Origin of the sequence: Kineococcus aridisoli, assembly GCF_050871885.1 — a bacterium.
Lineage (GTDB): Bacteria > Actinomycetota > Actinomycetes > Actinomycetales > Kineococcaceae > Kineococcus.
Genome location: NZ_JBJLSF010000079.1, coordinates 1 through 23,119, shown reverse-complemented (window position 1 = coordinate 23,119; position 23,119 = coordinate 1). Strand labels below are relative to the sequence as shown.

Sequence of the window (23,119 nt, the reverse complement as noted above, 5' to 3'; positions counted from 1 at the left end):
GGCACCGCGCGCGGTGCCGGGTCGCGGGGAACCTCAGACGGCCGGCAGCGTGGAGGTGTCGATGACGAAGCGGTAGCGCACGTCGGAGGCCACCACGCGCTCCCACGCCTCGTTGACCCGGTCGGCGCTGATGACCTCGACCTCCGCGGCGATGCCGTGCTCGGCGCAGAAGTCCAGCATCTCCTGGGTCTCCGCGATCCCGCCGATGTTGGAGCCGGCCAGGCTGCGGCGGGCGGGGATCAGCGAGAACGCCCGCACCGACATGGGGTTCTCCGGCGCACCGACCTCGACGAGGGTCCCGTTGCGGCGCAGCAGACCCATGTAGGCGTCGAGGTCGAGGTTCGCCGACACGGTGTTGATGACCAGGTCGAAGGAACCCTTCAGCTGCGTGAACGTGTCCGGGTCGCTGGTGGCATGGTACGCGCTCGCGCCCAGCCGCAGACCGTCCTCCCGCTTCTTCAGCGACTGCGACAGCACGGTGACCTCGCAGCCCTTGGCGGCGGCGATCTGCACGGCCATGTGGCCCAGGCCCCCGAGGCCGATGACGGCGACCTTCGTGCCGGGGCCGGCGTTCCAGTGGTTCAGCGGGGAGTAGGTGGTGATGCCCGCGCACAGCAGCGGTGCGGCCACGTCGAGCTCGAGGCCGTCGGGGATGCGCAGCACGAAGTCCTCGGTGACGACGACCTGCTGGGAGTAGCCGCCGGCGGTGGGACGCCCGTCGGCGGGGTCGGTGCCGCCGTAGGTGCCGACCATGCCCTCCACCACGCCGTTGCCGGTGCAGTACTGCTCCTCGCCGTCGCGGCAGGCCTCGCACTCGCGGCAGGAGTCCACCATGCAGCCCACGCCGACGCGGTCGCCGACGGAGAACCTCGTGACGTCCGAGCCGACCTCGGCGACGACGCCGGCGATCTCGTGGCCGACGACGATGGGCCAGGCGACCGGGCCCCACTCGCCGCGGGCGGTGTGGATGTCGGAGTGGCAGATCCCGGCGAACTTGATCTCGATGCGCACGTCCTTGGCGCCGACGTCGCGGCGCTCGATCGTGGTGGGTGCGAGCGGTTCGGTCGCCGAGGGGGCGGCGTAGGCGCTGACGGTGGTGCTCACGTGTCCTCCGTGGGTTTCTCTGGGGGTTCGGGGGTTCCGGAGCTCGGGGTTCCGGGGTTCGGGGGGTTTCCGGGGTTCGGGGGTTCCGCCTCAGACGGGCAGGGACTCCCCGGACGGTGCGGCGTGGCGGTCGATCTCGGCCAGCTCGCCCGCCTCCAGGGCGGGGGCGTCGAGGGCGTCGAGGTCGGCGTCGAGCTGCGCGACGCTGCTGGCGCCGGAGTCCTGCCACGGGCCCAGCGGCACCGGCGGCAGCAGCAGACCGCTGCGCCCGGCGCGGCGGTACCGCGCGTCGCGGTAGCGCTCGGGCTCGGGGCGCCAGGAGCGGTCGGCGCGGTCCTCGGTGATCACGGTTCCTCCGGGGTGCGGTGCAGGTGGGTTCCGGTGGTCGGTTCCGGCGGCCGGTGCCGGTGGTGGTCGCCGGTGGTCAGTCCCGCGCCGGGTGCGCGGTGGGCAGCGGGCGGTGGGGGGCGGGGCCGTTCCAGCTGAGCAGCAGCCCCAGCGCCTCGGCGGAGGAGCTCGCGGGCTCGGCCGTCCACGTCAGCAGCGCCTGCCCAGTGGCCCCGGGCAGGCGCAGGGTCTCCACGTCCAGGTCGAGGCGGCCCACGAGGGGGTGCTGCAGGCGGTGGGTGGCGTGGTCGCGGGTGCGCACCCGCTGGCTGGCCCACCAGCGGGCGAAGTCGGGGCTGACGACGCTCAGCTCGCCGACCAGCGCGGCGACCGCGGGGTCGCACGCGTCGCGGCCCACGTGCCGGTGCAGCCCGGCGACGGCGTCGCAGGCCACGTCCTCCCAGTCCAGGAACAGCTCGCGCGCCGCACCGTCGGTGCACAGCCAGCGCACCCAGTTGCGCTCCCGGGCCGGCAGCGCCTGCGGGTCCAGCAGCAGCGCGGCGGCCGCCGCGTTGGCGGCCAGCACCTCCGAGCGCGGCCCCAGCACCAGCGCCGGGACACCGTCCATGGCCTCCAGCAGCCGGTGCACACCGGCCCGCACGCGCGGCACCTCGGCGCGGCCGGGGCCCGGGTGGGGGCCGTGGCCGACGAGGTCCCGCAGGTGCGCCAGCTCGTCCTCGTCCAGGCGCAGGGCGGCCGCCACCGCCCGCAGCACCGACTCCGAGACGTTCAGGGCGCGCCCCTGCTCCAGGCGGGTGTAGTACGCCACGCTCACCCCCGCCAGGGAGGCGACCTCCTCGCGGCGCAGCCCGGCCACGCGGCGCGGGCCGGGGGCCGGGGGCAGGCCGACGTCCTGCGGGTGCACCGCCGAGCGGCGCACCCGCAGGAAGTCGCGCACCGCGTGCTCACGTCCCACGCACCCAGTATCCGGCGGCCACCGGGGCCCGCAGGGCCCCACGGTGACCCTGCCGGTGCCAGGCACGCGCCGGGGAGCGGGCACGCGCCGGGGACGTGCGCCTAGCGCTGCTCGCGCGGGCACGTCCACGCGGTGCGCCCGCCGACGCTGCGGCTGGCCACCGGCGCCCCGCAGCGGCGGCACGTGGAGCGCTTGTAGACCCAGCGCTCGTCGGGGGCGGCCGGGTCGCTGACGACCTGGCCGGCGTCCACCCCCAGCGGCAGCAGCCGCACGGCGAGGTCCCACAGCCGGCCCGCCTCCTCGACGTCCACCCGGCGGGCGGGGTCGATGCCGGCCAGGAAGAGCAGCTCCGCGCGCCAGGCGTTGCCGATGCCCGCCCACACCGACTGGTCCAGCACCGCGGCCCCGACGGCGGCGCGCGCCGAGGCCAGCCGCCGCGCGGCCTCCTCGCGGCCGGCGGCGCCCACCCGCAGCGGGTCCGGGCCCAGCGAGGCCAGCAGCGCGTCGCGGGCGGGCTCCGGCAGCGGCTCGCACACCGAGGGGGCGATGAGGGAGAACGCCTCCCGCTCCCCCGCCAGCCGCAGCCGGGTGCTGCGCAGCGGGGGCAGCGAGAGGTCGTCGGTGCGCAGGAAGACCCCCTTCAGCCCCAGGTGCACGTGCAGGTCCGGCGCCCCCTCGAAGGAGTGCAGCAGGTGCTTGCCGTACGCCTGGACGTCGAGCAGGCGGTGCCCGTCGTAGGGCGCGGGGTCGAACCTGCCCTGCGGGCTGCTCACCGCCAGCACCTGCCCCGCCAGCGCCGCGCGCTGGTCGCGGGCGTGGCGGTGCAGGGAGTGGGCCTCAGGCACCCTGCGAGGGTGCCCCGGGCCGGGCGGGCGTGTCGAGCCAGGCGCGGAAGAACCCCTCCAGGTCCTGCCCCGAGACCTCCTCGGCCAGCGCGGTGAACTCCGGGGTGGTCACCGCCTCGCCCGAGCGCTCGGCGGCCCAGCGGCGCACGATCCCCCAGAACGCCGACTCGCCCACCTGCCGGCGCAGGGCGTGCAGGGTCAGCGCACCGCGCACGTACACGGGCGCGTCGAAGAGGTGGTCCGGGCCCGGGTCGCCGATGCGCAGCGACCAGAAGGGGTCCTCGGCCGGGATGCCGGCGTAGGCGTCGGCGATCTGCTGGAGCGTGGCGTGGCCCTCGTGCTCGGCCCACAGCCACTCGGCGTAGGTGGCGAACCCCTCGTTGAGCCAGATGTGCTGCCAGGAGGCCAGCCGCACGTCGTCGCCGAACCACTGGTGGGCCAGCTCGTGGACGACCACGGAGTCGCCGGAGACCGCGTCGGTGAAGAAGGCCGGCGAGTACACCGGCCGGGTCTGCGTCTCCAGGGCGAACCCGAGCGAGGGGTCGTCGTCGACGATGCCGCCGACGTCGGTGAACGGGTACTCGCCGAACTGCGAGGACAGGAAGTCGACGATCTCCGGCTGGCGGGCCAGGGACGCGCGGGCGACGGCCCCCGCGGTGGGGGCGGCCGGGTCCTCGCCCAGCTGCAGCCGGTCGGCGTCCGGGTCGATCGCGTCGAGGTAGGTGCGCCCGTCCACCTCGCGGGTGGTGACGTCGAACTCCCCGACGGCCAGCGTCAGCAGGTAGGAGGCCATCGGGTCGGGCGCCGACCAGTTCCACGTCGTCCAGCCGCCCGCGGAGCTGCGCCCGGCGGACGAGCCGTTGGAGACGGCCTCCAGCCCCTCGGGGACGGCCACGGACACCTCGTAGGCGGCGGCGTCGCGCGGGTGGTCGTTGACGGGGAACCAGGTGGCCGCGCCCTCCGGCTGGCCCGCGACGAGCGCCCCGTCGTCGGTGTGGACGAACCCGGAGGTCCCCAGCTGGTCCTGCACCGTCCGCGGCACCCCGGAGTAGGTGACCGCGGTGGTGAACACCGCACCGACCGCGATCGGCGCGGCCGGGAGCACGACGAGCTCGCCGCCGAACCGCCAGTGGCGGGCCGGGGCGCCGTCGACGGTGAGCGCCGAGACGCGCATCCCCTTCAGGTCCAGGTCGAAGCTCGTGAGGTCCTGGGTGGCGCGGGCGGTGATCGTCGCGGTGCCGGAGAGCTCGTCGCTCCCCGGGTCGTAGCGCAGGTCCAGGTCGTAGCGCTCGACGTCGTAGCCGCCGTTGCCGTCGAGCGGGTGGTAGCGGTCCCCGATGCCCGGCGCGCCGGGCGAGAGGTTGCCGGGACCGGGCGGAGCGGCCTGCGCGCTCGTCGCCGGGCCGACGACCAGCGCCGCCACCACCGCCGTGCCCGCCCACCTGCGCCTCATGGCCGGACCCTAGTCCCGCCGCGCGGCGGCTGTGAACCCTCCGCGAGCGCCGTTCAGCGGTCCCCGGCCGCGGCGCGCGTCTCGGGGAACAGCAGGTCCAGGAACCGCTCGGCCGTGGGCCGCGGCGCGTGGTTGGCCAGCCCCGGGCGCTCGTTGGCCTCGATGACGACGTGCTCGGGCCCGGCGACGTCGGGCACCAGCAGGTCCAGGCCGGTCACCGGGATCCCGATGGCCCGGCTGGCCGCGACGGCCGCCTCGACGAGGGCGGGGTGCAGCTCGTCGGTGACGTCGTCGATCGTGCCGCCGGTGTGCAGGTTCGCGGTGCGGCGCACCTCCAGCCGCTGCCCGCGCGGCAGCACGTCGTCGAGGGAGAACCCGGCCGCCGCGACGACGTCCTCCGTCGTCGCGTCCAGCGGGATGCTCGACTCGCCGCGGGTGGCGGCCTCGCGCCGCCGGCTCTGCTTGCGCACGAGCGCGCGGACGGTGTCGGTGCCCGTCCCGATGACCGCCGCCGGCCGGCGCACCGCGGCCGCCACGACCTCGTGGTCGATGACGACGATCCGCAGGTCCTGACCGGCGACGAACTCCTCGACGAGCACGTCGGGGCAGTGCGCGCTCGCCTCGGCGACCGCGCGCCGCAGCGCCTCCGGGCCCGCCACGCCGACGGTGATGCCCTTGCCCTGCTCCCCGCGGGCGGGTTTGACGACGACCGGGCCGGTGCGGGCGATGAGCTCCTCGCAGGCGGCCAGGCCGTCGGCGTCCTGCAGCGGGTCGGGGGCCAGCTCGACCGCCTGCGGCACCCGCACCCCGCGCGCGGCCAGCAGCCGGCGGGTGACGCGCTTGTCGTCGCAGCGGCTCATCGCCACCGCGCTCGTCAGCTCCGACAGCGACTCGCGGGTGAGCAGCGAGCGCCCGGCGTGCGTCAGCCGCAGCTCCCCGCTGGGGGCGTCGGTGACCTCCACCCGCACCCCGCGGCGCAGCGCCTCGTCGGCGATGATGCGCGCGTAGGGGTTGAGGGCGGCCAGCCCCTCCGGCGCCGGGGAGAACAGCCGCTGGTTGATGGGGTTCTTGCGCTTGACGACGACGGGGGCGGCGGGGCGGAACCCCAGCCGGTGGTACAGGGCGATGGCACCGGCGTTGTCGTGCATGACCGACAGGTCGAGGATCGCGCGCCCGCGCGCCACGTAGCGCTCGGCGAGGACCCGCACGAGCGCCTCCCCGACACCGCGCGGGGCGGCCTGCGGGTCGGCGGCCAGGCACCACAGGCTCGTCCCCTGGTCGGGGTCGCCGAACGCGAGGACGTGGTCGACGCCGGTGACGGTGCCGACGATGCGCCGGGTGCGGGTGTCCTCGGCGACGAGGTAGGTGAAGGTCCGGGTGCGGTGGTTGGCCCACATGACGTCCGGGTCGGAGACGACCATCCCGCACGCGGCGTAGATGCGGTTCACCTCGTCCAGCTCGGCGCGGTCGCGCACCATCCGCACGAACACGTCGGGGTTGCGGTCGCGCGGTGCGCGGTAGCGGTCCAGCGGCAGCCGGTAGGTGATCGAGGGGTCCAGGAACAGCTCGTGCGGGGCCAGCCCCACGAGCACCTGCGGGTCGCGCACGTACATCGCGATGTCGCGCTCCCCGGTCTCCTCCGCGCGCAGGGCGGCGACGACGGCGCGCTGGTCGGCGAACGTCTGGCCGAACACCAGCCGTCCCCAGCCCATGTCGAGCACGACGTCGCTGTCCATCTCGTCGGTGAACCAGCTCGGCGGTCGCTGCCAGTTGCGCCCGGAGATGGTGGGGACCGCGGGCGTGCGGCCCCGCAGCCCCGCGACGGGGCCGCGGCGCCGGGCGGTCGAGCTCACGGCGTCCTCCTGCTCAGTCGATCCCGTGCTGCTGCAGCCACAGCTCCAGCAGCCCCAGCTGCCACAGCTTGTTGCCGCGCAACGGGGTCAGCTCGGCGTTCGGGTCGCGCACCAGCGCGTCGACGTGCTCGGGCCGGAACAGACCGCGCGCGCGGGCGGCCTCGCTGGTCAGCGCGTCGCGCACCAGCCCGAGGACCTTGCCCTCCAGGTGGGTGATGGCCGGCACCGGGAAGTAGCCCTTGGGCCGGTCGATGACCTCGCGGGGGATCACCCTGCGCCCCACCCGCTTCAGCACGCCCTTGCCCTCCTCGGCCAGCTGCAGCTCCGGCGGGACCGCGGCCGCCAGCTCGACCAGCTCGTGGTCCAGGAACGGCACCCGCGCCTCGAGCCCCCACGCCATCGTCGTGTTGTCGACGCGCTTGACCGGGTCGTCGACGAGCATGACCTCGGTGTCCAGGCGCAGCGCCGCGTCCACCGCGGTGTCCGCGCCGGGGCGGGCGAAGTGCTCCGCGACGAACTCGCGGGAGACGTCGGTGGGCGTCAGCCACTGCGGCTGCAGCACCTGCGCCACGCCCGCGTGGTCGCGGTCGAAGAACGCGCGCGCGTAGGCGTCCACGCCCTGCTGCGGGCTCAGCCCGGCCAGCGGCGGGTACCAGTGGTAGCCGCCGAACACCTCGTCGGCGCCCTGGCCGGACTGCACGACCTTGATGGTCTGCGAGACCTGCTGGGAGAGCAGGTAGAAGGCGACCACGTCGTGGCTGACCATCGGCTCGGCCATCGCGGCCACCGTGTCGGAGAGGGCGCCGACCAGCTCGTCGCCGGTGACGCGGATGCGGTGGTGGTCCGTGGCGTACCGCTCGGCGATGACGTCGGAGTAGGCGAACTCGTCGCCCTCGCGGCCGCCGACGGACTCGAACCCGATCGAGTAGGTCGCCAGGCCGCTCTGCCCCTCCTCGGCCAGCAGGCCGGTGATGAGGCTGGAGTCCAGGCCGCCGGAGAGCAGGACGCCCACGGGGACGTCGGAGACCAGCCGCCGGCGCACCGAGGTGCGCAGCCGCTCCAGGACGGCGTCCTCCCAGTCGCGCTCGGAGAACCCGGCGAACTCCTCGCGGCGCACGTGGTCGGGCGCCCAGTAGCGGTGCTCGCGGCTGGTGCCGTCGGCCTCCACCACCCGCACGGTCGCCGGCGGCAGCTTGCGCACGCCCTGCAGGACGGTGCGCGGGGCCGGGACGACGGCGTGCCAGGTGAGGTAGTGGTGCAGCGCCACCGGGTCGATCGTCGTGTCGACGTCGCCGGCGGCCAGCAGCGCCGGCAGCGAGGAGGCGAAGCGCAGCCGGCCCGGCGTCTCGGCCAGGTACAGCGGCTTGACGCCCAGCCGGTCGCGCATGAGCACCGTCCGGCCGCTGTCGCGCTCGTGCACGACGACCGCGAACATCCCCACGAGGTGGTCGACGACGTCGACGCCCCAGCGGTGGTAGCCCTTGACGATCACCTCGGTGTCGGAGGTGCCGACGAAGCGGTAGCCGTACCCGATGAGCTCCTCGCGCAGCTGCGGGTAGTTGTAGACGCAGCCGTTGAAGACGGCCGTCAGGCCCAGCTCGGGGTCCTGCATGGGCTGGGCGCCGCACGCGGACAGGTCGATGACCGACAGCCGCCGGTGCCCGAAGGCCACCGGGCCCTGCGCCCAGACCCCTTCGCCGTCGGGCCCTCGGCGCGCGAGGGACTGGGACATCCGCAGCACCGCCGACACGTCCGCAGACCGTCCGTCGAACCTGATCTCACCGCAGAGGCCGCACATGCCGCACCATCCAACCGCCTGATCAGCCCGGGGGCCAGGTGAAGGCCCGGCCGCCCAGGACGTGGCCGTGCACGTGGAAGACCGACTGGCCCACCGCGGTGCCGGTGTTGAAGACCAGCCGGTACTCCCCGCCGCAGCGCTCGTCGGCGATCCGCTGGGCCACCTGCACCAGGCGGGCCAGCGTGGCGGGCGCGGCCTCGGCCAGCTGGGCGACGCTCTCGTGGCGCTCGCGGGGGATCACCAGCACGTGCACGGGCGCCTGCGGGTCGATGTCCTCGAAGGCCACGACGAGCTCGTCGGAGTGCACGATCGTGGCGGGGACCTCACCGGCGACGATCCTCAGGAAGAGGTCGTCGGGGGCGCGCTGCACGCGGGGGACCTCGCTCATGGCCCGCACGCTACTCCGGCGCCCGCTCGCCGCACGCGGGGCCGCACGGCCCGGCGCGTCGGGAGGTGATCTTCGAAATCGGCTCCGCTTGGATGTCAACCGTGACCCAGCGCGAGTCGTCTTCACGGTGTGATGCTGCAGAGGGAGCGACCGCGCGTGCCTGAGCGCGCCGGCGACCCGGGCGTGGACGACCCCCGCTCCTGGTCCGCCGACGAGGCCGTCGGCGCCCTGTACGCGGCGCACTGGCAGCGCCTGGTGGCGCTCGCGGCCTCCCTCATGGGCGAGACCGCCAGCGCCGAGGAGGTCGTCGCCGACGCCTTCGTGGCGCTGCACCGGCGCTGGGACCGGCTGGCCGACCGGGCGAGCGCGGTGGGCTACCTGCGCTCCAGCGTCGTCAACGGCGCGCGGGACGTCCTCAAGCACCGCGTCGTGGCCGAGCGGCGCCGGCCGCTGCCGGACCCCGCGCCCGACGGGCCGGAGGAGCACGCCGTGCGCGCCGCCGAGCACGGCATCGTGCTGCGGGCCCTCGACGCGCTGCCGGCCCGGCAGCGCGAGGTGCTCGTGCTGCGCTACCAGGGCGAGATGTCCGAGCAGGACATCGCCGAGGCGCTCGGCATCAGCCGCGGCGCCGTCAAGACGCACGCGCACCGCGGTCTGAGCGCCCTGCGCGCCGCGGTGTCCCGAGGCTTCGAGCAGGAGCAGCCGTGAGCGAGCCCCACGACCAGTCCCACGACCACCCCGACGAGCACCTCCACGGGCACCCCGGCGCCCCGGTGCCGTCGGGGCCGCTGCCCGATCCCGAGGGCAGCGACGACCTGAGCCCCACCGCCCGGCAGCTGCGCGACGCCCTGGCCGCCCGCGCGGCCTCGGTGCGCCCCGCCGACCGTCTCGAGGAGATCCGCATGAGCAGCCGCAGCAACCGCCGCCGCACCCGCGCCTGGGCGGCCGTCGCCGGCGCCGCAGCCGTCGTCGTCGTGGGCGGGAGCGCCTTCGCCCTCACCCAGCGCGGTGACGGCGGCAGCGTGACCACCGTCGCGTCCTCGCAGACCACCTCCCCCGAGCCGTCGGCCTCCTCCGCGCCGGCCAGCCCGCCGGCGCCCGCGAGCACCTCCCCCAGCGCGCCGGCCGCCTCGGCGAGCGCGACGGGCAGTGCCACCGGCACGGCGACCGGCACCGCGGGCACCGCCACCGGGCGCGGGGCGGGCACGGCGGCCGGCACCCCGGCCGCCGGGGCCCCGCTGCCCTCGGGGGCGTCCACCGTGCCGGTGTACTGGCTGGGCGGCGAGCCCGCGAAGCTGTTCCGGGAGTTCGTGCCGGCCGGCGACGGCCCCGACGACCCGACGAACGCGCTGCGCGCCATGCTCGCCGGCTCCCCCTCCGACCCCGACTACACCAGCCCCTGGAAGCCGGACCCCGCCGCCGCGGTGACCCGCGAGGGCGGTCTGCTCGTGGCCGACGTCTCGGCGGCCGCGGTCGCCGGCTCCGCCGACGTCGGGCAGGTCGACATCGCGCTGCAGCAGCTGGTGCACACCGTCACCGCCGCCGCGGGCGAGACGCTGCCGGTGCAGCTGCGGGTGGACGGGCAGGCCGAGGGCCTCGCCTTCGGCTGGGCCCTGCCGGCCTCGGTCTCGCGCGCCCCGCAGGCGGACGTGCAGGCACCGGCGTGGATCACGGAGGTCGCCCCCGCCGCCGGCGGCGTCACCGTCAGCGGCGTCGGCACCGCCTTCGAGGGCACGCTGCTGTACACGATCACCGACGCCTCCGGCGCCGAGGTGGCGCGAGAGGGCGTCCAGGCGGGCGCGAACGGCACCTTCGGCGAGTTCTCCTTCACCGCCCAGCTGCCCGCGGGGCGGTACACCGTCGCGGTGCTCGCACCGGACGAGTCCGGCGGCGAGGGCGCGGCGCCCGTGCCCGACACCAAGGAGTTCACCGTCTCCTGACGGTCCCCCGGCCGGTGCGGCGAGGGCCCTCGGGGGGCCCTCGCCGCACCCTCCCCCACCGCGCAGCGGGTGCGGCGCGGGTCCACCCGTGCCAGGGTCGGGGCCGACCACGAACCGGACCTGGACGCATGGGAGCGGACGATGTTCGAACGGCTCAACACCCCCGAGCAGATCTTCAGCTACAAGCTGGGCGCCGCCCTGACGATGGAGAAGGACACGCTGGGCATGCTGGAGGCCCTGCAGAAGGCCGCCCAGCGCGAGGAGCTCAAGCAGCTGCTGCGCGAGCACGCCGAGGAGACCCGCCAGCAGATCGAGCTCATCGAGCAGTGCTTCGCCCTGCTCGGCGAGAAGGTGGACGACTCCCCCTGCCCGGTGACCAAGGCGCTGGCCGCCGAGGCCACCGCGACGATCAAGAAGACCGACGACTCCCTGGTGGACGCGGTGATCCTGGCCGGCGCGCTGGAGACCGAGCACCACGAGCAGGCCGTCTACGAGACGCTCGTCATCCACGCCCGCGCCCGCGGCGCCGAGCGGGTCGCCGTCCTGCTGGAGACCAACCTGGCCGTCGAGCAGAGCGCCGGCGCGAGGGTCAAGGAGCTGGCGACGCGGATCGCCACCACCGGCGTGGCCGTCGAGACCGGCGGCACGAGCCTCGGGGCGAAGGCCGGCGTGGCCGCCGGGGTGGCCGCCGCGGTCGGCGCCGCCGCCGCGGTGGCCTCGAAGGTGGCCGAGCACAAGGGCGCCTCCGAGGCGCGCGAGGCGGCCGAGGAGTCGCTGCGGACCACCCCGGCCACGACCTCCACGACCACCTCCGCGACGACCTCCGCGACGAGCGAGCCGGGCTACGTCGACGTGCGCGACGCCGTCGGCACGACGGGCGGCGGGAGCGCGGGCGGGGCCGCGGGTGCGGCGTCGGCCGAGGAGTTCAACGACGACGCGCTGCAGGAGCGCATCGCCGAGACCGAGCAGCGCGCCTCGCACGGGGCCACCGGGCACTGAGCGCCCGCACGGCCGACGAGCCCGACCGCCCCGGGAGGCGGTCGGGCTCTCGTGCGTCAGCGGCCGGAGAAGCGGTCGCGCAGCTTGGAGAAGACGCCCTGGTGGGCCGGGGACAGCTTGCCCGCGGGGCGGACCTCGCCGCGCAGCTCGGCCAGGCGCCGCAGCAGCTCCTCCTGCTCGTCGTCGAGGTCGCGCGGGGTGGTGACCTCGAGGGTGACGAGCAGGTCGCCGCGGCCCTGCGCGCGCAGGTGCTCGGCGCCGCGCTGCTTGAGCGTCACGGTCTCGCCGGCCTGCGCGCCGGGGCGCACGTCGACGTCCACCTCGCCGTCGAGGGTCTCCAGCGGGATGGTCGCGCCGAGGGCGGCGGCGGTCATCGGCACCTGCAGCGTGCACAGCAGGTCGTCGCCGCTGCGGTGGAAGACCGGGTGCGGGCGCTCGTGGATCTCGACGTAGAGGTCGCCGGGCGGGCCGCCGGCCGGGCCCACCTCGCCCTGGGAGGCGAGCTGGATGCGCGTGCCGGTGTCGACGCCGGCGGGGATGCGGATCGTCAGCGGCCGGCGGGCGCGCACGCGGCCCTCGCCGCTGCACTCTAGGCACGGCGAGGGCAGGACGGTGCCGAAGCCGTGGCAGGTGGGGCACGGCGCGGTCGTCATGACCTGTCCCAGCAGCGAGCGCACCACGCGCTGCACCGAGCCCTGCCCGTGGCAGATGTCGCAGGTCTCCGGGCTGGTGCCCGGCTGGCAGCAGGTGCCCTTGCAGGTGGGGCACAGGACCGCGGTGTCGACCTGGATGGAGCGCTCACCGCCGAAGGCGGCCTCGGCGAGGTCGACGTCGACGCGGATCAGCGCGTCCTGGCCGCGCTGGGTGCGGCTGGCCGGGCCGGCGCCGCGACCGGCGCCGCCCTGGCCGAAGAAGGCGTCCATGATGTCGGAGAAGCCGAACCCGGCCCCGAAGCCGCCGGCGGCGCCGGGCACGGAGCCGCCGCGGTCGTAGGCGGCGCGCTTGTCGGGGTTGGACAGCGTCTCGTAGGCCTGGGAGACCTCCTTGAACCTGTCCCCCGCCTCGGGGTCGTCGGTGACGTCCGGGTGGAGCTTGCGCGCCAGCTTGCGGTAGGCGCGCTTGATGTCCTCCGCGGAGGCGTCCCGGGAGACGCCGAGGACGTCGTAGTAGTCGCTCACGAGGTCGGGGTTCTCCTGTCGGTGGTCACTGGGCGAGGATGCGGGAGACGTAGCGGGCCACGGCCCGCACCGCGGCCATGGTCGTCGGGTAGTCCATGCGGGTGGGCCCCAGCACGCCGAGGCGGGCCAGGACCTGGTCGGGGCCGGTGCCGTAGCCGCTGGTGACCACGGAGGTCTCCGCGAGCCCGAGGTGCAGGTTCTCCGCGCCGATGCGCACGCTCAGCGCGCCGCGGTCGCCGGCGTCCTCGGTCATCTCCTGCACCAGGCGCAGCAGCACGACGTGCTCCTCCAGCGCCTCCAGGACGCTGCCCAGGGAGGCGGCGAGGTCGGCGCCGGACTTGACGAGGTTCGCGGTGCCGGCGATGACGACGCGCTCCTCCAGGCTCGCGGTCAGGCAGTCGCCCAGGGCGGCGGCGACCTCCGCGGCGACCGCGAGGTCGGCCGGCGGGGTCTGCTGGACGAGGTCGGTGAGCGCCTCGCGCGCCCGCGCCAGACGGCTGCCGCCCACGGCGGCGTTGACCCGGGTGCGCAGCGCGGCCAGGGCGGTGGCCAGCGACTCCGCGTCGACGGCCGAGCGGACGTCGACGACGCGCTGCTCGACGCGGCCGGAGTCGGTGATGAGCACGACGAGCGCGCTGCGGCCGCCGACGGGGACGAGCTCGACGTGGCGCACGGCCGCGCGCGAGAGCGAGGGGTACTGCACGACGGCGGCCTGGCGGGTGATCTGGGCCAGCAGGCGCACGGTGCGGTCGACGACGTCGTCGACGTCGGTGGCGCCGTCGAGGAAGGTCTGGATGGCCCGCTTCTCGGCGGCCGACATGGGCTTGACGCCGGCGAGGCGGTCGACGAAGAGCCGGTAGCCCTTGTCGGTGGGGATGCGCCCGGCGCTGGTGTGCGGCTGGGTGATGTACCCCTCGTCCTCCAGGGCCGCCATGTCGTTGCGGATCGTGGCCGGGGACACGCCCAGCTGGTGGCGCTCGACCAGCGTCTTGGAGCCCACCGGCTCGTGGCTGGACACGTAGTCCTCGACGATCGCGCGCAGCACCGCGAGCCTGCGGTCGTCGCTCATCCCCGCCCCCTCCGCTCTGGCACTCGACACAGCTGAGTGCCAAGTCTAGGTCAGGTGCACCCGCTCGCGCCTCCCCCGCCCCCCGCGCGCACGTCGCTAGCGTGCCGGGGTGACCGCTCCCGCCCACCACGACCGCTACGGCCGCGACGTGCTCTCCGCCGACCCGCACGCGCGCACGCACCCGAAGAAGGTGCACCGCGACGAGCCGGCGGTGGCCGGGCTCGTCGTGGAGGACGTCGAGACCGGCTGGGTCGGCGCCGTCGTGCGGGTGGAGAAGAGCGGCGGGGTGCACGTCGTCGTCCTCGAGGACGCCCGCGGCCGCACCCGCACCTTCCCGCTGGGGCCGGGCTTCTGGGTGGACGGGCAGCCGGTGCGCCTGGTGGCGCCGAAGGCGGCGGCACCGGTGCGCCCCGCGCGCACCGCCAGCGGGTCGGTGGCCGTGGCGGGCGCCCCCGCGCGCACCGCGCGCGCCTCGCGCATCCTCGTCGAGGGCCGCCACGACGCCGAGCTGGTCGAGAAGGTGTGGGGCGACGACCTGCGCGTGGAGGGCGTCGTCGTCGAGCTGCTGGAGGGCGTGGACGACCTCGACGCCGCGGTGCGCTCCTTCGCCCCCGGTCCGGGCCGGCGCATCGGCGTGCTCGTGGACCACCTCGTGCCCGGCAGCAAGGAGTCGCGCATCGTCGCCGCGGTGGCGAAGAGCCCGCACGTGCTCGTCGTGGGCCACCCGTTCGTCGACGTCTGGCAGGCCGTGCGCCCGCAGCGCCTGGGCTGGACGCAGTGGCCGACGATCCCGCGCGGCACCTCCTGGAAGCACGGCGTCCTCGCCGAGCTGGGCTGGCCGCACGCCACGCAGACCGACGTCGCCCACGGGTGGAAGCGCATCCTCGGCACCGTGCGCAGCTACGCGGACCTGGAGCCGGCGCTGCTCGGCCGGGTGGAGGAGCTGGTGGACTTCGTCACGGCGGACGCGGCCGACCGCTGAGCGCACCCTGCGGCGGACGCGGCGCCACCGTACGGAGGACGACAGCGGGGGCGGTCCGCGCGAGGATCGGTGCGTGAGCGAATCGCAGCAGTCCCCCCGCCCGGACTTCACCAAGGCACCGCCGCCCGGGGCGCACCCGCCGCCGGACCCGCAGCAGGGCCGCGCCCCGCAGGGCTACCCGCCCCCGGCGGGGCAGGGCTACCCGCCGTACCCGGGGCAGGGCCGGGCCGACACCTACGGCCCGCGGCCGCTGTCGCCCTCGGACGAGCGGATGTGGGGGATGCTCGCGCACCTGTCGGCGATCGCGGCGTCCCTGGTGACGCTGTCCTTCCTCGGCCCGCTCGTCGTGTTCCTGGTCTTCAAGGACCGCGGCCGCTTCGTGCGCGCGCACGCCGCGGAGGCGCTGAACATGACGATCTCGCTGATGGTCTACGAGGTCGTGCTGGCGGTCCTCTTCACGATCCTCACGGTCCTGACGCTGGGCATCGGCTCGGTGCTCTTCGGCCTGCTGATCGTCCCCTACGTCGTCGCGCTGGTGTTCTGCGTGCTGGCCGCCGTCGCCGCCAACCAGGGCCGCGAGTACCGCTACCCGCTGGTCTTCCGGCTGGTCCGCTGACCCTCCGCCGACCGGCCGCCCGCCCGGCGCACCGCGCGCGCCGGGCGGGCGGACCGGGCGGACCGGGCGGACCGGGTCAGGCGATCGCCCGCAGCGCGGCCGCCTTCGCCGCGACGTCGGCGGCGAGCGGCGCGACGGCCACCGTCGTGACGCCCGCCGCGGCGTAGTCGTCCAGGCGCCGGCGCACGGCCGCCACCGACCCCACCAGGCACGTCGCCTCCAGGAAGTCGCGCGGGACCGCCGCCGCGGCCTCGCGCCGGCGGCCCGCCAGGTACAGCTCCTGCACCTGGTCGACGGCGTCGGGGAAGCCGAGCCGGCGGCCGAGGTCGGCGTAGAAGTTCTGCTCCCGCGAGCCCATCCCGCCCACGTACAGGGCCACGTGCGCGCGCAGCGGCGCCTCCGCCGCGGTGCGCTCCTCGCCGACGGCGTCGGTCAGCAGCAGCGGCACCGAGGCGCAGACGTCGAAGCCGCCGGTGCGGGTGCTGCGCTCGCGCCCGGCCCGCAGCCGGGCGAAGGAGTCCGCGCAGTCGTCGGGCGCCAGGAACACCGGCAGCCAGCCGTCGGCGACCTCGCCGGCGAGCTCGACGTTGCGCGGGCCGACCGCGGCCAGGTAGATCGGCAGGTCCTCGCGCGGCTGCGGCTGCATGAGGCGCAGCGGCACGCCGGGCCCGTCCGGCAGCGGCAGCCGCACGTGCTCGCCGGCGTAGCTGGAGGGCTCGCGGGCCAGCAGGCGGCGCACCACCTCGACGTGCTCGCGGGTGCGCTGCAGCGGCCGGGCGAACGGCTGCCCGTACCAGCCCTCGGAGACCTGGGGGCCGGAGATGCCCAGGCCCAGCCGGAAGCGCCCGCCGGAGAGGCCGTCGAGGGTGGCGGCGCTCATCGCGGTCATCGCCGGCGTGCGGGCGGGCACCTGCAGGACGGCCGAGCCGAGCCCGATGCGCGTGGTCCGCCCGGCCAGCCAGCCCAGCACGCTGACGGCGTCCGTGCCGTAGGCCTCGGCCACCCAGGCGCTGTCGCAGCCGGCGTCCTCGGCGGCCCGCACCAGCGCCAGCGCGTCGCGGGCGGCGTCGGCGACCGCACCACCCGTCAGGTACCCCAGCCCCAGTGCCAAGCGCATCCGGCGACCCTAGCGGCGCACCCCCGCGCGGTCAGGCGTCCGCGAGCAGGCGGTGCACGACGGCGTCGGCGAGCAGCCGGCCGCGGCGGGTCAGCGCGACCCGCCCGGCGGGCGCGGGCTCCAGCAGCCCGTCGAGCAGCAGCTGGGCGGCCGCGGGGCGCACGCCCCACCAGGCGGGGTCGAACCCCTCGGCCAGCCGCGAGCGCAGCAGGACGTCCTCCAGGCGGCGGTCGTCCTCGCCGAGCACCTCGCGGGCGTGGGCCGGGCTGGCGCCGGCGCCGAGGCGCCCGGCGTAGGCGCTGGGGTGCTTGACGTTCCACCAGCGCACGCCGCCGACGTGGCTGTGCGCGCCCGGGCCGATCCCCCACCAGTCGCCGCCGCGCCAGTAGGCGAGGTTGTGCCGGCAGGCGTGCTCGGGGCCGCGGGCCCAGTTGCTCACCTCGTACCAGGAGTGGCCGGCGGCGCTCAGGACGTCGTCGACGACCTCGTACTTGTCGGCCTCGTCGTCGTCGAGGGGGGCGGGGACCTCGCCGCGGCGGACCTGCCCGGCCAGCCGGGTGCCCTCCTCGACGATGAGCGCGTACGCGGAGACGTGGTCGGGCTCGCAGGCCAGGGCGGCCTCCAGGCTGCGGCGCAGGTCGTCCACGGACTCCCCGGGGGTGCCGTAGATGAGGTCCAGGCTGACGTCCAGGCCGGCCTCGCGGGCCCAGCGCACCGCGTGCGGCACGCGGGCGGGGTCGTGGGTGCGCTCCAGGACGGCGAGCACGTGCGGCACCGCCGACTGCATCCCGAAGGAGACCCGGGTGAAGCCGGCCTCGGCCAGCTGCTGCAGGCCCTGCGGGGTCACCGAGTCGGGGTTGGCCTCGGTGGTGACCTCGGCGCCGGGGGCCAGCCCGATCTCCGCGCGCACGGCGGCGAGCATCGCGGCGAGGTCGGCGACGGGCAGCAGCGTGGGGGTGCCGCCGCCGAAGAAGACCGTGGAGGCCGGGCGCGGGGCGGCGGCCAGGACGCGGGCGGCGAGGCGGACCTCGGCGGCGGCCGTCGCGGCGTAGGCGGCCTGGGAGCCGCCGCCGCCCAGCTCGGTGGCGGTGTAGGTGTTGAAGTCGCAGTAGCCGCAGCGCACCGCGCAGAACGGCACGTGCAGGTAGACCCCGAAGCTGCGCTCCTGGGCGCCGGCGAGCGCGGCGGCGGGCAGGGCGCCGTCGGCGGGGGCCGGGTCGCCGTCGGGCAGGGTGCTGGGCACGTGCTCCAGTGTCCCCCGCGCGGGGACTTGTTCGGTACCCGTAGGGGGTAGGGGTTGCATTCGACACCCCCGGGGGGTACACAGGGAGGCATGGAGACGCCCGTCGGCTACGCCGGTGAGAAGGACGAGGTCCTCAAGCGGCTGCGCCGCGTGGAGGGGCAGGTGCGCGGTCTGCAGCGCATGGTGGAGGAGGACGCGTACTGCATCGACGTCCTCACGCAGGTGTCGGCGGCCACGAAGGCCCTGCAGGCCGTCGCGCTGTCCCTGCTCGAGGACCACCTCGGGCACTGCGTCGCGCACGCGGTCGCCGAGGGCGGGGCCGTCGCGGACGAGAAGGTCAAGGAAGCGAGCGCGGCGATCGCGCGGTTGGTGAGGTCCTGATGGAGCAGCACGAGGAGCGGGTGGCGACGGTGGAGCAGCGGGTCCGGGTCGAGGGCATGACGTGCGCGCACTGCGTGGCCGCGGTCACCCGGGAGGTGTCCGCGCTGCCGGGCGTCACGGGCGTGGACGTCGCCCTCGTGGCCGGCGGCACCTCGACCGTCACGGTCACCGCCGAGGCCCCCCTGGAGCGCGCCGCGCTCGCCGCGGCCGTCGACGAGGCCGGCTACGAGCTCGCCGACTGACCCGCTCCCCCGCACACCGACAGTCAACGCACCGACAGGAGGTCCCGCCGTGGACCGGTCCGCCAGCGCCCCTGCGCGCGAGCCCGTCGAGCTGCTCATCGGCGGGATGACCTGCGCCTCCTGCGCGATGCGCGTGGAGAAGAAGCTCAACCGGATGCCGGGCGTCGAGGCGAGCGTCAACTACGCCACCGAGAAGGCCCGCGTCCTGCTGCCCGCCGGCGGCGACCGCGACGCCCTCGTGGCCGACGCCATCGGCGTCGTGGAGGCCACCGGCTACACCGCCACCCTGCCCGCCCCGCCCGCCCCGGCCGGCGACCGCACCGGCGACAGCGCCGGCGGCGAGGACGCGCAGGGGGACCCGCACGCCGCCGCCCTGCGGCAGCGGGTGCTGCTGAGCGCCGCGCTCGGCCTGCCCGTGCTCCTGCTCGCCATGGTCCCGGCCCTGCAGTTCACGAACTGGCAGTGGCTCTCGCTGACCCTGGCCGCACCCGTGGCCACCTGGGGCGCCTGGCCGTTCCACCGCGCCGCCTGGACGAACCTGCGCCACGGCGCGGCGACGATGGACACGCTCGTCAGCCTGGGCGTGCTGGCGGCGTTCGCCACCTCGCTGGCCTCCCTCTTCCTCGGCGACGCCGGGATGCCCGGCATGCACATGGAGCTGTCCCTGCTGGGCTCCGGCGGCGACGAGCTGTACCTGGAGGTCGCCGCCGTCGTCACCGTCCTGGTGCTGGCCGGCCGCTGGATGGAGGCCCGCGCCCGGCGCCGCTCCGGCGCCGCGCTGCGCGCCCTGCTGGACCTGGGCGCCAAGGACGTCGGGGTGCTGCGCGAGGGCCGCGAGCAGCGGGTCCCGGTGGCCGAGCTGCGGGTCGGCGAGCGCTTCGTGGTCCGCCCCGGGGAGACCATCGCCACCGACGGCACCGTGCTCGAGGGCGCCTCCGCCGTCGACGCGAGCGTCGTCACCGGCGAGGGCGTGCCCGTGGAGGTCGGCGAGGGCGACGCCGTCGTCGGCGGCAGCGTCAACGCGGGCGGGCGCCTGCTGGTGCGCGCCACCCGCGTCGGCGCCGACACCCAGCTGGCCCGCATCGGCCGCCTGGTGGAGCAGGCGCAGTCGGGCAAGGCCGCCGCCCAGCGCGTGGCCGACCGGGTCTCGGCGGTCTTCGTGCCGCTCGTGCTGGTGGGGGCGCTGGCCACCCTCGTCGGCTGGCTGGCCGCCGGGGCGGAGCCCTCCCAGGCGCTGACCACCGCGGTCGCCGTCCTCGTCATCGCCTGCCCGTGCGCCCTGGGCCTGGCGACCCCGACCGCCCTGCTGGTCGGCACCGGCCGCGGCGCGCAGCTGGGCATCCTCGTCAAGGGCCCCGAGGTGCTGGAGTCCACCCGGCGGGTCGACACGGTCGTGCTCGACAAGACCGGCACCGTGACCACCGGGCGGATGGGCCTGGCCGACGTCGTGCCGGCCGAGGGCACCAGCGACCGGGAGCTGCTGCGGCTGGCCGGGGCGCTCGAGGACGCCTCCGAGCACCCCGTCGGCCGCGCCGTCGCCGCGGCCGCGCGCGAGCGCCTGGGCGCGCTGCCGGCCGCCACCGACGTCGTGGCCACCCCGGGCGCCGGGATCACCGGCACCGTCGAGGGCGTGCGGGTGGCCGCCGGCCGCCCGGACTGGGCCGGGACCGGGCTCGGGTCCGGCGCACCCGCCGCCCTGCCCGCGCCGCTGCGCGCGGCGCTGGAGGCCGCCGAGGCGGCCGGGCGCACGACGCTGCTGGTGAGGGCGGACGGGCGCGCGCTGGGCGTGCTGGCCGTCGCCGACACCGTGCGCCCCACGAGCGCGCGGGCGGTCGCCGCCTTCCGCGAGCTGGGCCTGCACCCGGTGCTGCTCACCGGCGACAACGAGCGCACGGCCCGCGCGGTCGGCGCGGCCGTCGGCGTCGACGACGTCACCGCCGGGGTGCGCCCGGAGGACAAGGTCGCGGCCGTGCGGCGCCTGCAGGAGGCCGGCCGGGTCGTGGCGGTCGTCGGCGACGGCGTCAACGACGCCGCCGCCCTCGCCCAGGCCGACCTCGGCATCGCGATGGGCAGCGGCACCGACGTCGCCATCGAGGCGAGCGACCTGACCCTGGTGCGCGCCGACCTGGCCGCCGCGGTGGACGCCGTGCGGCTCTCGCGCCGCACGCTGGCCACGATCCGGGGCAACCTGTTCTGGGCGTTCGCCTACAACGTGGCGGCCCTGCCGGTGGCCGCGGCCGGGCTGCTCAGCCCCGTCGTGGCCTCCGCGGCGATGGCGTTCTCCTCGGTGTTCGTGGTCACCAACAGCCTGCGGTTGCGGCGCTTCCGCGCCGGCTGAACCCTGTCGGCATGTCCAGCGACGGCGTGCGGTCCGAGGCCCGGTCCCAGGCGAGGCGGGGAGAGGCGTTCGCCTCCCGGCACGAGCGGGGGGTGAAGCTGTTCGGGCGCGCCGGCGTGGCCGCCGAGGGCGTCGTCTACCTGCTCGTGGCCTGGCTGGCCGCGCAGGTGGCCCTCGGATCCGGCGGCGGGTCGGCGGACTCCAGCGGTGCCCTCGCCCGGGTCGCGGACTCCCCGCTGGGCCCGGTGCTGCTGGGGCTGCTGGCGCTGGGCTTCCTGGCCATGACGGCCTGGCAGGTGCTCGCGGCGGTCACGGCCGACAAGACCTCCCGCCGGACCAGCGCCGTCGCCAAGGCCGTCGTCGCCCTCGTGCTGGCGGTCTCCTGCCTGCGCTTCCTGCTCGGCGGGGGCTCCTCCAGCGGCCAGCAGCAGCAGACCCTCACCCAGCGGCTGCTGGAGGCGCCCGGCGGGCCGGTGCTCGTCGTCCTCGTCGGCCTGGTGGTCCTCGGCGTCGGCGTCGCCACGGTCGTGCGCGGGTTCAAGCGCAGCTTCGAGGACAAGGTGGAGGGCTCCCTGTCCCCGGCGCTGACCGCGCTCGGGGTGGCCGGCTGGGTCGCCCGCGGCACCGCCTTCGGCGTCATCGGCGTCCTCGTCATCGCCTCCTCGCGCGGGGACACCGCCAAGTCGCGCGGGCTGGACGCCGCCTTCCGGGAGATCGCCTCCCAGCCCTACGGCACCGTGCTGCTGCTGCTCGTCGCGCTCGGCCTGGCCGCCTACGGCGTCTTCGAGCTGCTCACCGCGCGCCGCCGTCGCCGCGCCTGAACCGCCCCTGGCCGAGCGGCCCGGCGGGGCGTCGGTAGCGTGCCCGCGTGGCCCTGACCGACCTGCCCCTGGAGGACCTGCGCGGCTACCGCGGCGAGGTCGCCGAACCCGCCGACTTCGACGCCTTCTGGGCGCGGAGCCTGGAGCTGACCCGCCGGCACGAGCTGTCGGTGCAGCTGCGCGAGGCCCCGGGCCCCGCGCTGCCCGCCCTGCAGGTGCACGACGTGCGCTTCGCCGGCTGGGACGGGCACCCGATCGCCGCCTGGCTGGTGCGCCCGCGCGCCCTGCCCGGCCCGCTGCCGGTGGTCGTGGAGTTCCTCGGCTACTCGCGCGGGCGCGGGCTGCCGGTGGACCACACCCGGTGGGCGGCCGCCGGGTACGCCCACCTGCTCGTCGACACCCGCGGCCAGGGCACCGACACCCCCGACCCCGAGGCCCCGGCCACCGGCGGGCAGTGGGTGCGCGGGTTCATGACCAAGGGCGTGCAGGACCCGTCCACCTACTACTACCGGCGCGCCTACGCAGACTGCGCCCGCGCCGTCGAGGTCGCCCACGCGCTGCCCGCCCTCGGGGTCGAGGTCGACCCCTCCCGCGTCGTCGTCGCGGGCGGCAGCCAGGGCGGCGCGTTCACCCTCGCCGCGGCCGGGATGTCCGGCAGCGGCCTCACCGCGCCGGTGGCCGCGGCCCTGGTCGACGTGCCGTTCCTGTGCCACGTGCGCCGCGGGGTCGACACCGCCTCCGACGGCCCCTACCCCGAGGTCGTGGACTACCTGCGCCGGCACTCCCCCGAGGCCGTCGAGCAGACGTTCACCACGATGAGCTACGTCGACGGCGCGAACTTCGCCGCCCGCGCGCAGGTGCCCGCGCTGTTCAGCGTCGCGCTCATGGACCCGGTCTGCCCGCCGTCGACGGTGTTCGCCGCCTTCAACCGCTACGGCGAGCGCGCCGCCGAGCGCCCGCGCGCGGAGATCGCCGTCTGGGAGTTCGCCGACCACGCCGGCGGCGGCGCCCACCAGGTCCAGCGCCAGCTGCGCTTCCTCGACGAGGTCCTCGCGCGGTGAGCTGGGAACCGCCGGAGGAGACCGAGCCCTGGTCGCTGTCGCTGGTCGTGCGCGCCGAGCGCGAGCCCGCCCCCGCGCACACCGACGTGCTCGTCGCCGCCGCGCGCGCCGTCGTGCTGCTGCTGGCCGACCCGCGCACCACCGACCCGGACGGCGAGCTGCACGAGGCCGTGCGCACCTGGCGCTCCCAGCGCATCCGCAAGATCGTCCGCCGCGCCCGCGGGGTGCGCTGGGAGCGCACCGCGCAGCTGCCGCACGTGGAGGCCCGCGCCGGCGACGCCGCCGTGGGGGGGGGGGGGCCGCGCCCCCCCCCCGCCCCGCCCGCGGCCCCTGACGGACCCGCAGCAGCGCGCGAGCGCCCCCACCCACACCCCCACCCACACGCAGG

The 23,119-nt window shown here is 76.3% G+C and carries 22 protein-coding genes and 1 pseudogene; 11 read left to right on the top strand and 12 right to left on the bottom strand.

Annotated elements, in window-relative coordinates:
- Positions 1–33: 33 nt before the first annotated feature.
- The 8 genes from ACRYM2_RS18130 to ACRYM2_RS18095 form a co-directional block, all read right to left on the bottom strand.
- The gene (locus ACRYM2_RS18130; protein WP_432523829.1) at positions 34–1,104 is read right to left on the bottom strand and encodes an NAD(P)-dependent alcohol dehydrogenase; all 1,071 of its coding nucleotides are present in this window, start codon (positions 1,102–1,104) and stop codon (positions 34–36) included.
- A 90-nt stretch (positions 1,105–1,194) separates the two neighbouring features.
- Complete coding sequence (locus ACRYM2_RS18125) at positions 1,195–1,452, bottom strand: hypothetical protein (RefSeq protein WP_432523828.1); 258 nt, start codon at positions 1,450–1,452, stop codon at positions 1,195–1,197.
- A gap of 76 nt (positions 1,453–1,528) precedes the next feature.
- Positions 1,529–2,407: a helix-turn-helix domain-containing protein gene (locus ACRYM2_RS18120; protein WP_432523827.1), complete on the bottom strand. Its 879-nt coding sequence runs from the start codon at positions 2,405–2,407 to the stop codon at positions 1,529–1,531.
- Between the two features lie 101 nt (positions 2,408–2,508).
- Positions 2,509–3,252, bottom strand: coding sequence for a DNA-formamidopyrimidine glycosylase family protein (locus ACRYM2_RS18115; protein ID WP_432523826.1), 744 nt, complete (start codon positions 3,250–3,252; stop codon positions 2,509–2,511).
- Positions 3,245–4,705 (bottom strand): M1 family metallopeptidase, encoded by a 1,461-nt coding sequence (locus tag ACRYM2_RS18110; protein WP_432523825.1) that lies wholly within the window; start codon positions 4,703–4,705, stop codon positions 3,245–3,247. The genes ACRYM2_RS18115 and ACRYM2_RS18110 overlap by 8 nt, the downstream gene beginning before the upstream one ends.
- Before the next feature lie 53 nt (positions 4,706–4,758).
- The gene (ngg, locus tag ACRYM2_RS18105; RefSeq protein WP_432523831.1) at positions 4,759–6,489 is read right to left on the bottom strand and encodes an N-acetylglutaminylglutamine synthetase; all 1,731 of its coding nucleotides are present in this window, start codon (positions 6,487–6,489) and stop codon (positions 4,759–4,761) included.
- An 82-nt stretch (positions 6,490–6,571) separates the two neighbouring features.
- Positions 6,572–8,356 carry an N-acetylglutaminylglutamine amidotransferase gene (locus ACRYM2_RS18100; RefSeq protein ID WP_432523824.1) on the bottom strand — a complete coding sequence of 595 codons (1,785 nt, stop codon included), beginning with the start codon at positions 8,354–8,356 and terminating at the stop codon, positions 6,572–6,574.
- Between the two features lie 22 nt (positions 8,357–8,378).
- The gene (locus tag ACRYM2_RS18095) at positions 8,379–8,744 is read right to left on the bottom strand and encodes an HIT domain-containing protein (RefSeq protein WP_432523823.1); all 366 of its coding nucleotides are present in this window, start codon (positions 8,742–8,744) and stop codon (positions 8,379–8,381) included.
- Between the two features lie 156 nt (positions 8,745–8,900).
- Here ACRYM2_RS18095 and ACRYM2_RS18090 point away from each other — a divergent pair, with 156 nt between their 5' ends.
- The 3 genes from ACRYM2_RS18090 (at position 8,901) to ACRYM2_RS18080 (ending at position 11,683) form a co-directional block, all read left to right on the top strand.
- Positions 8,901–9,452, top strand: a complete 552-nt coding sequence (locus tag ACRYM2_RS18090; protein ID WP_432523822.1) for an RNA polymerase sigma factor — start codon at positions 8,901–8,903, stop codon at positions 9,450–9,452.
- Complete coding sequence (locus ACRYM2_RS18085; RefSeq protein ID WP_432523821.1) at positions 9,449–10,684, top strand: Gmad2 immunoglobulin-like domain-containing protein; 1,236 nt, start codon at positions 9,449–9,451, stop codon at positions 10,682–10,684. Before ACRYM2_RS18090 ends, ACRYM2_RS18085 begins: the two co-directional genes overlap by 4 nt.
- Positions 10,685–10,825: 141 nt before the next feature.
- Positions 10,826–11,683: a ferritin-like domain-containing protein gene (locus ACRYM2_RS18080; protein WP_432523820.1), complete on the top strand. Its 858-nt coding sequence runs from the start codon at positions 10,826–10,828 to the stop codon at positions 11,681–11,683.
- A 56-nt stretch (positions 11,684–11,739) separates the two neighbouring features.
- Here ACRYM2_RS18080 and dnaJ read toward each other — a convergent pair whose 3' ends face one another.
- Positions 11,740–12,861, bottom strand: a complete 1,122-nt coding sequence (gene dnaJ, locus ACRYM2_RS18075; RefSeq protein WP_432523819.1) for a molecular chaperone DnaJ — start codon at positions 12,859–12,861, stop codon at positions 11,740–11,742.
- Between the two features lie 25 nt (positions 12,862–12,886).
- Positions 12,887–13,930, bottom strand: coding sequence for a heat-inducible transcriptional repressor HrcA (gene hrcA, locus ACRYM2_RS18070; protein WP_432523818.1), 1,044 nt, complete (start codon positions 13,928–13,930; stop codon positions 12,887–12,889).
- Positions 13,931–14,039: 109 nt separating this feature from the next.
- On the opposite strand from hrcA, the gene ACRYM2_RS18065 reads away from it, so the two are divergent.
- The gene (locus ACRYM2_RS18065) at positions 14,040–14,912 is read left to right on the top strand and encodes a DUF3097 domain-containing protein (RefSeq protein WP_432523817.1); all 873 of its coding nucleotides are present in this window, start codon (positions 14,040–14,042) and stop codon (positions 14,910–14,912) included.
- A 73-nt stretch (positions 14,913–14,985) separates the two neighbouring features.
- The gene (locus ACRYM2_RS18060; RefSeq protein ID WP_432523816.1) at positions 14,986–15,528 is read left to right on the top strand and encodes a DUF4870 domain-containing protein; all 543 of its coding nucleotides are present in this window, start codon (positions 14,986–14,988) and stop codon (positions 15,526–15,528) included.
- A gap of 76 nt (positions 15,529–15,604) precedes the next feature.
- On the opposite strand, the gene ACRYM2_RS18055 is transcribed toward ACRYM2_RS18060, so the two are convergent.
- Entirely contained in the window at positions 15,605–16,645 is a 1,041-nt protein-coding gene (locus ACRYM2_RS18055) for an LLM class F420-dependent oxidoreductase (protein WP_432523815.1), read from the bottom strand.
- Positions 16,646–16,676: 31 nt separating this feature from the next.
- On the bottom strand, positions 16,677–17,888 hold the full coding sequence (gene hemW / locus ACRYM2_RS18050) for a radical SAM family heme chaperone HemW (RefSeq protein WP_432523814.1): 1,212 nt from the start codon (positions 17,886–17,888) through the stop codon (positions 16,677–16,679).
- Between the two features lie 90 nt (positions 17,889–17,978).
- Between hemW and ACRYM2_RS18045 the strand changes: the two genes are divergently transcribed.
- The 6 genes and pseudogenes from ACRYM2_RS18045 to ACRYM2_RS18020 form a co-directional block, all read left to right on the top strand.
- On the top strand, positions 17,979–18,269 hold the full coding sequence (locus tag ACRYM2_RS18045) for a metal-sensitive transcriptional regulator (RefSeq protein WP_432523813.1): 291 nt from the start codon (positions 17,979–17,981) through the stop codon (positions 18,267–18,269).
- On the top strand, positions 18,269–18,511 hold the full coding sequence (locus ACRYM2_RS18040) for a heavy-metal-associated domain-containing protein (RefSeq protein WP_432523812.1): 243 nt from the start codon (positions 18,269–18,271) through the stop codon (positions 18,509–18,511). The genes ACRYM2_RS18045 and ACRYM2_RS18040 overlap by 1 nt, the downstream gene beginning before the upstream one ends.
- A gap of 106 nt (positions 18,512–18,617) precedes the next feature.
- Entirely contained in the window at positions 18,618–20,849 is a 2,232-nt protein-coding gene (locus tag ACRYM2_RS18035; RefSeq protein ID WP_432523830.1) for a heavy metal translocating P-type ATPase, read from the top strand.
- Positions 20,850–20,941: 92 nt separating this feature from the next.
- Positions 20,942–21,670 carry a DUF1206 domain-containing protein gene (locus ACRYM2_RS18030; RefSeq protein ID WP_432523811.1) on the top strand — a complete coding sequence of 243 codons (729 nt, stop codon included), beginning with the start codon at positions 20,942–20,944 and terminating at the stop codon, positions 21,668–21,670.
- Between the two features lie 47 nt (positions 21,671–21,717).
- Positions 21,718–22,731, top strand: a complete 1,014-nt coding sequence (locus tag ACRYM2_RS18025) for an acetylxylan esterase (RefSeq protein WP_432523810.1) — start codon at positions 21,718–21,720, stop codon at positions 22,729–22,731.
- Positions 22,728–23,119, top strand: a pseudogene (locus ACRYM2_RS18020) (hypothetical protein); the annotation flags it as partial. The gene ACRYM2_RS18025 and the pseudogene ACRYM2_RS18020, both read left to right, overlap by 4 nt.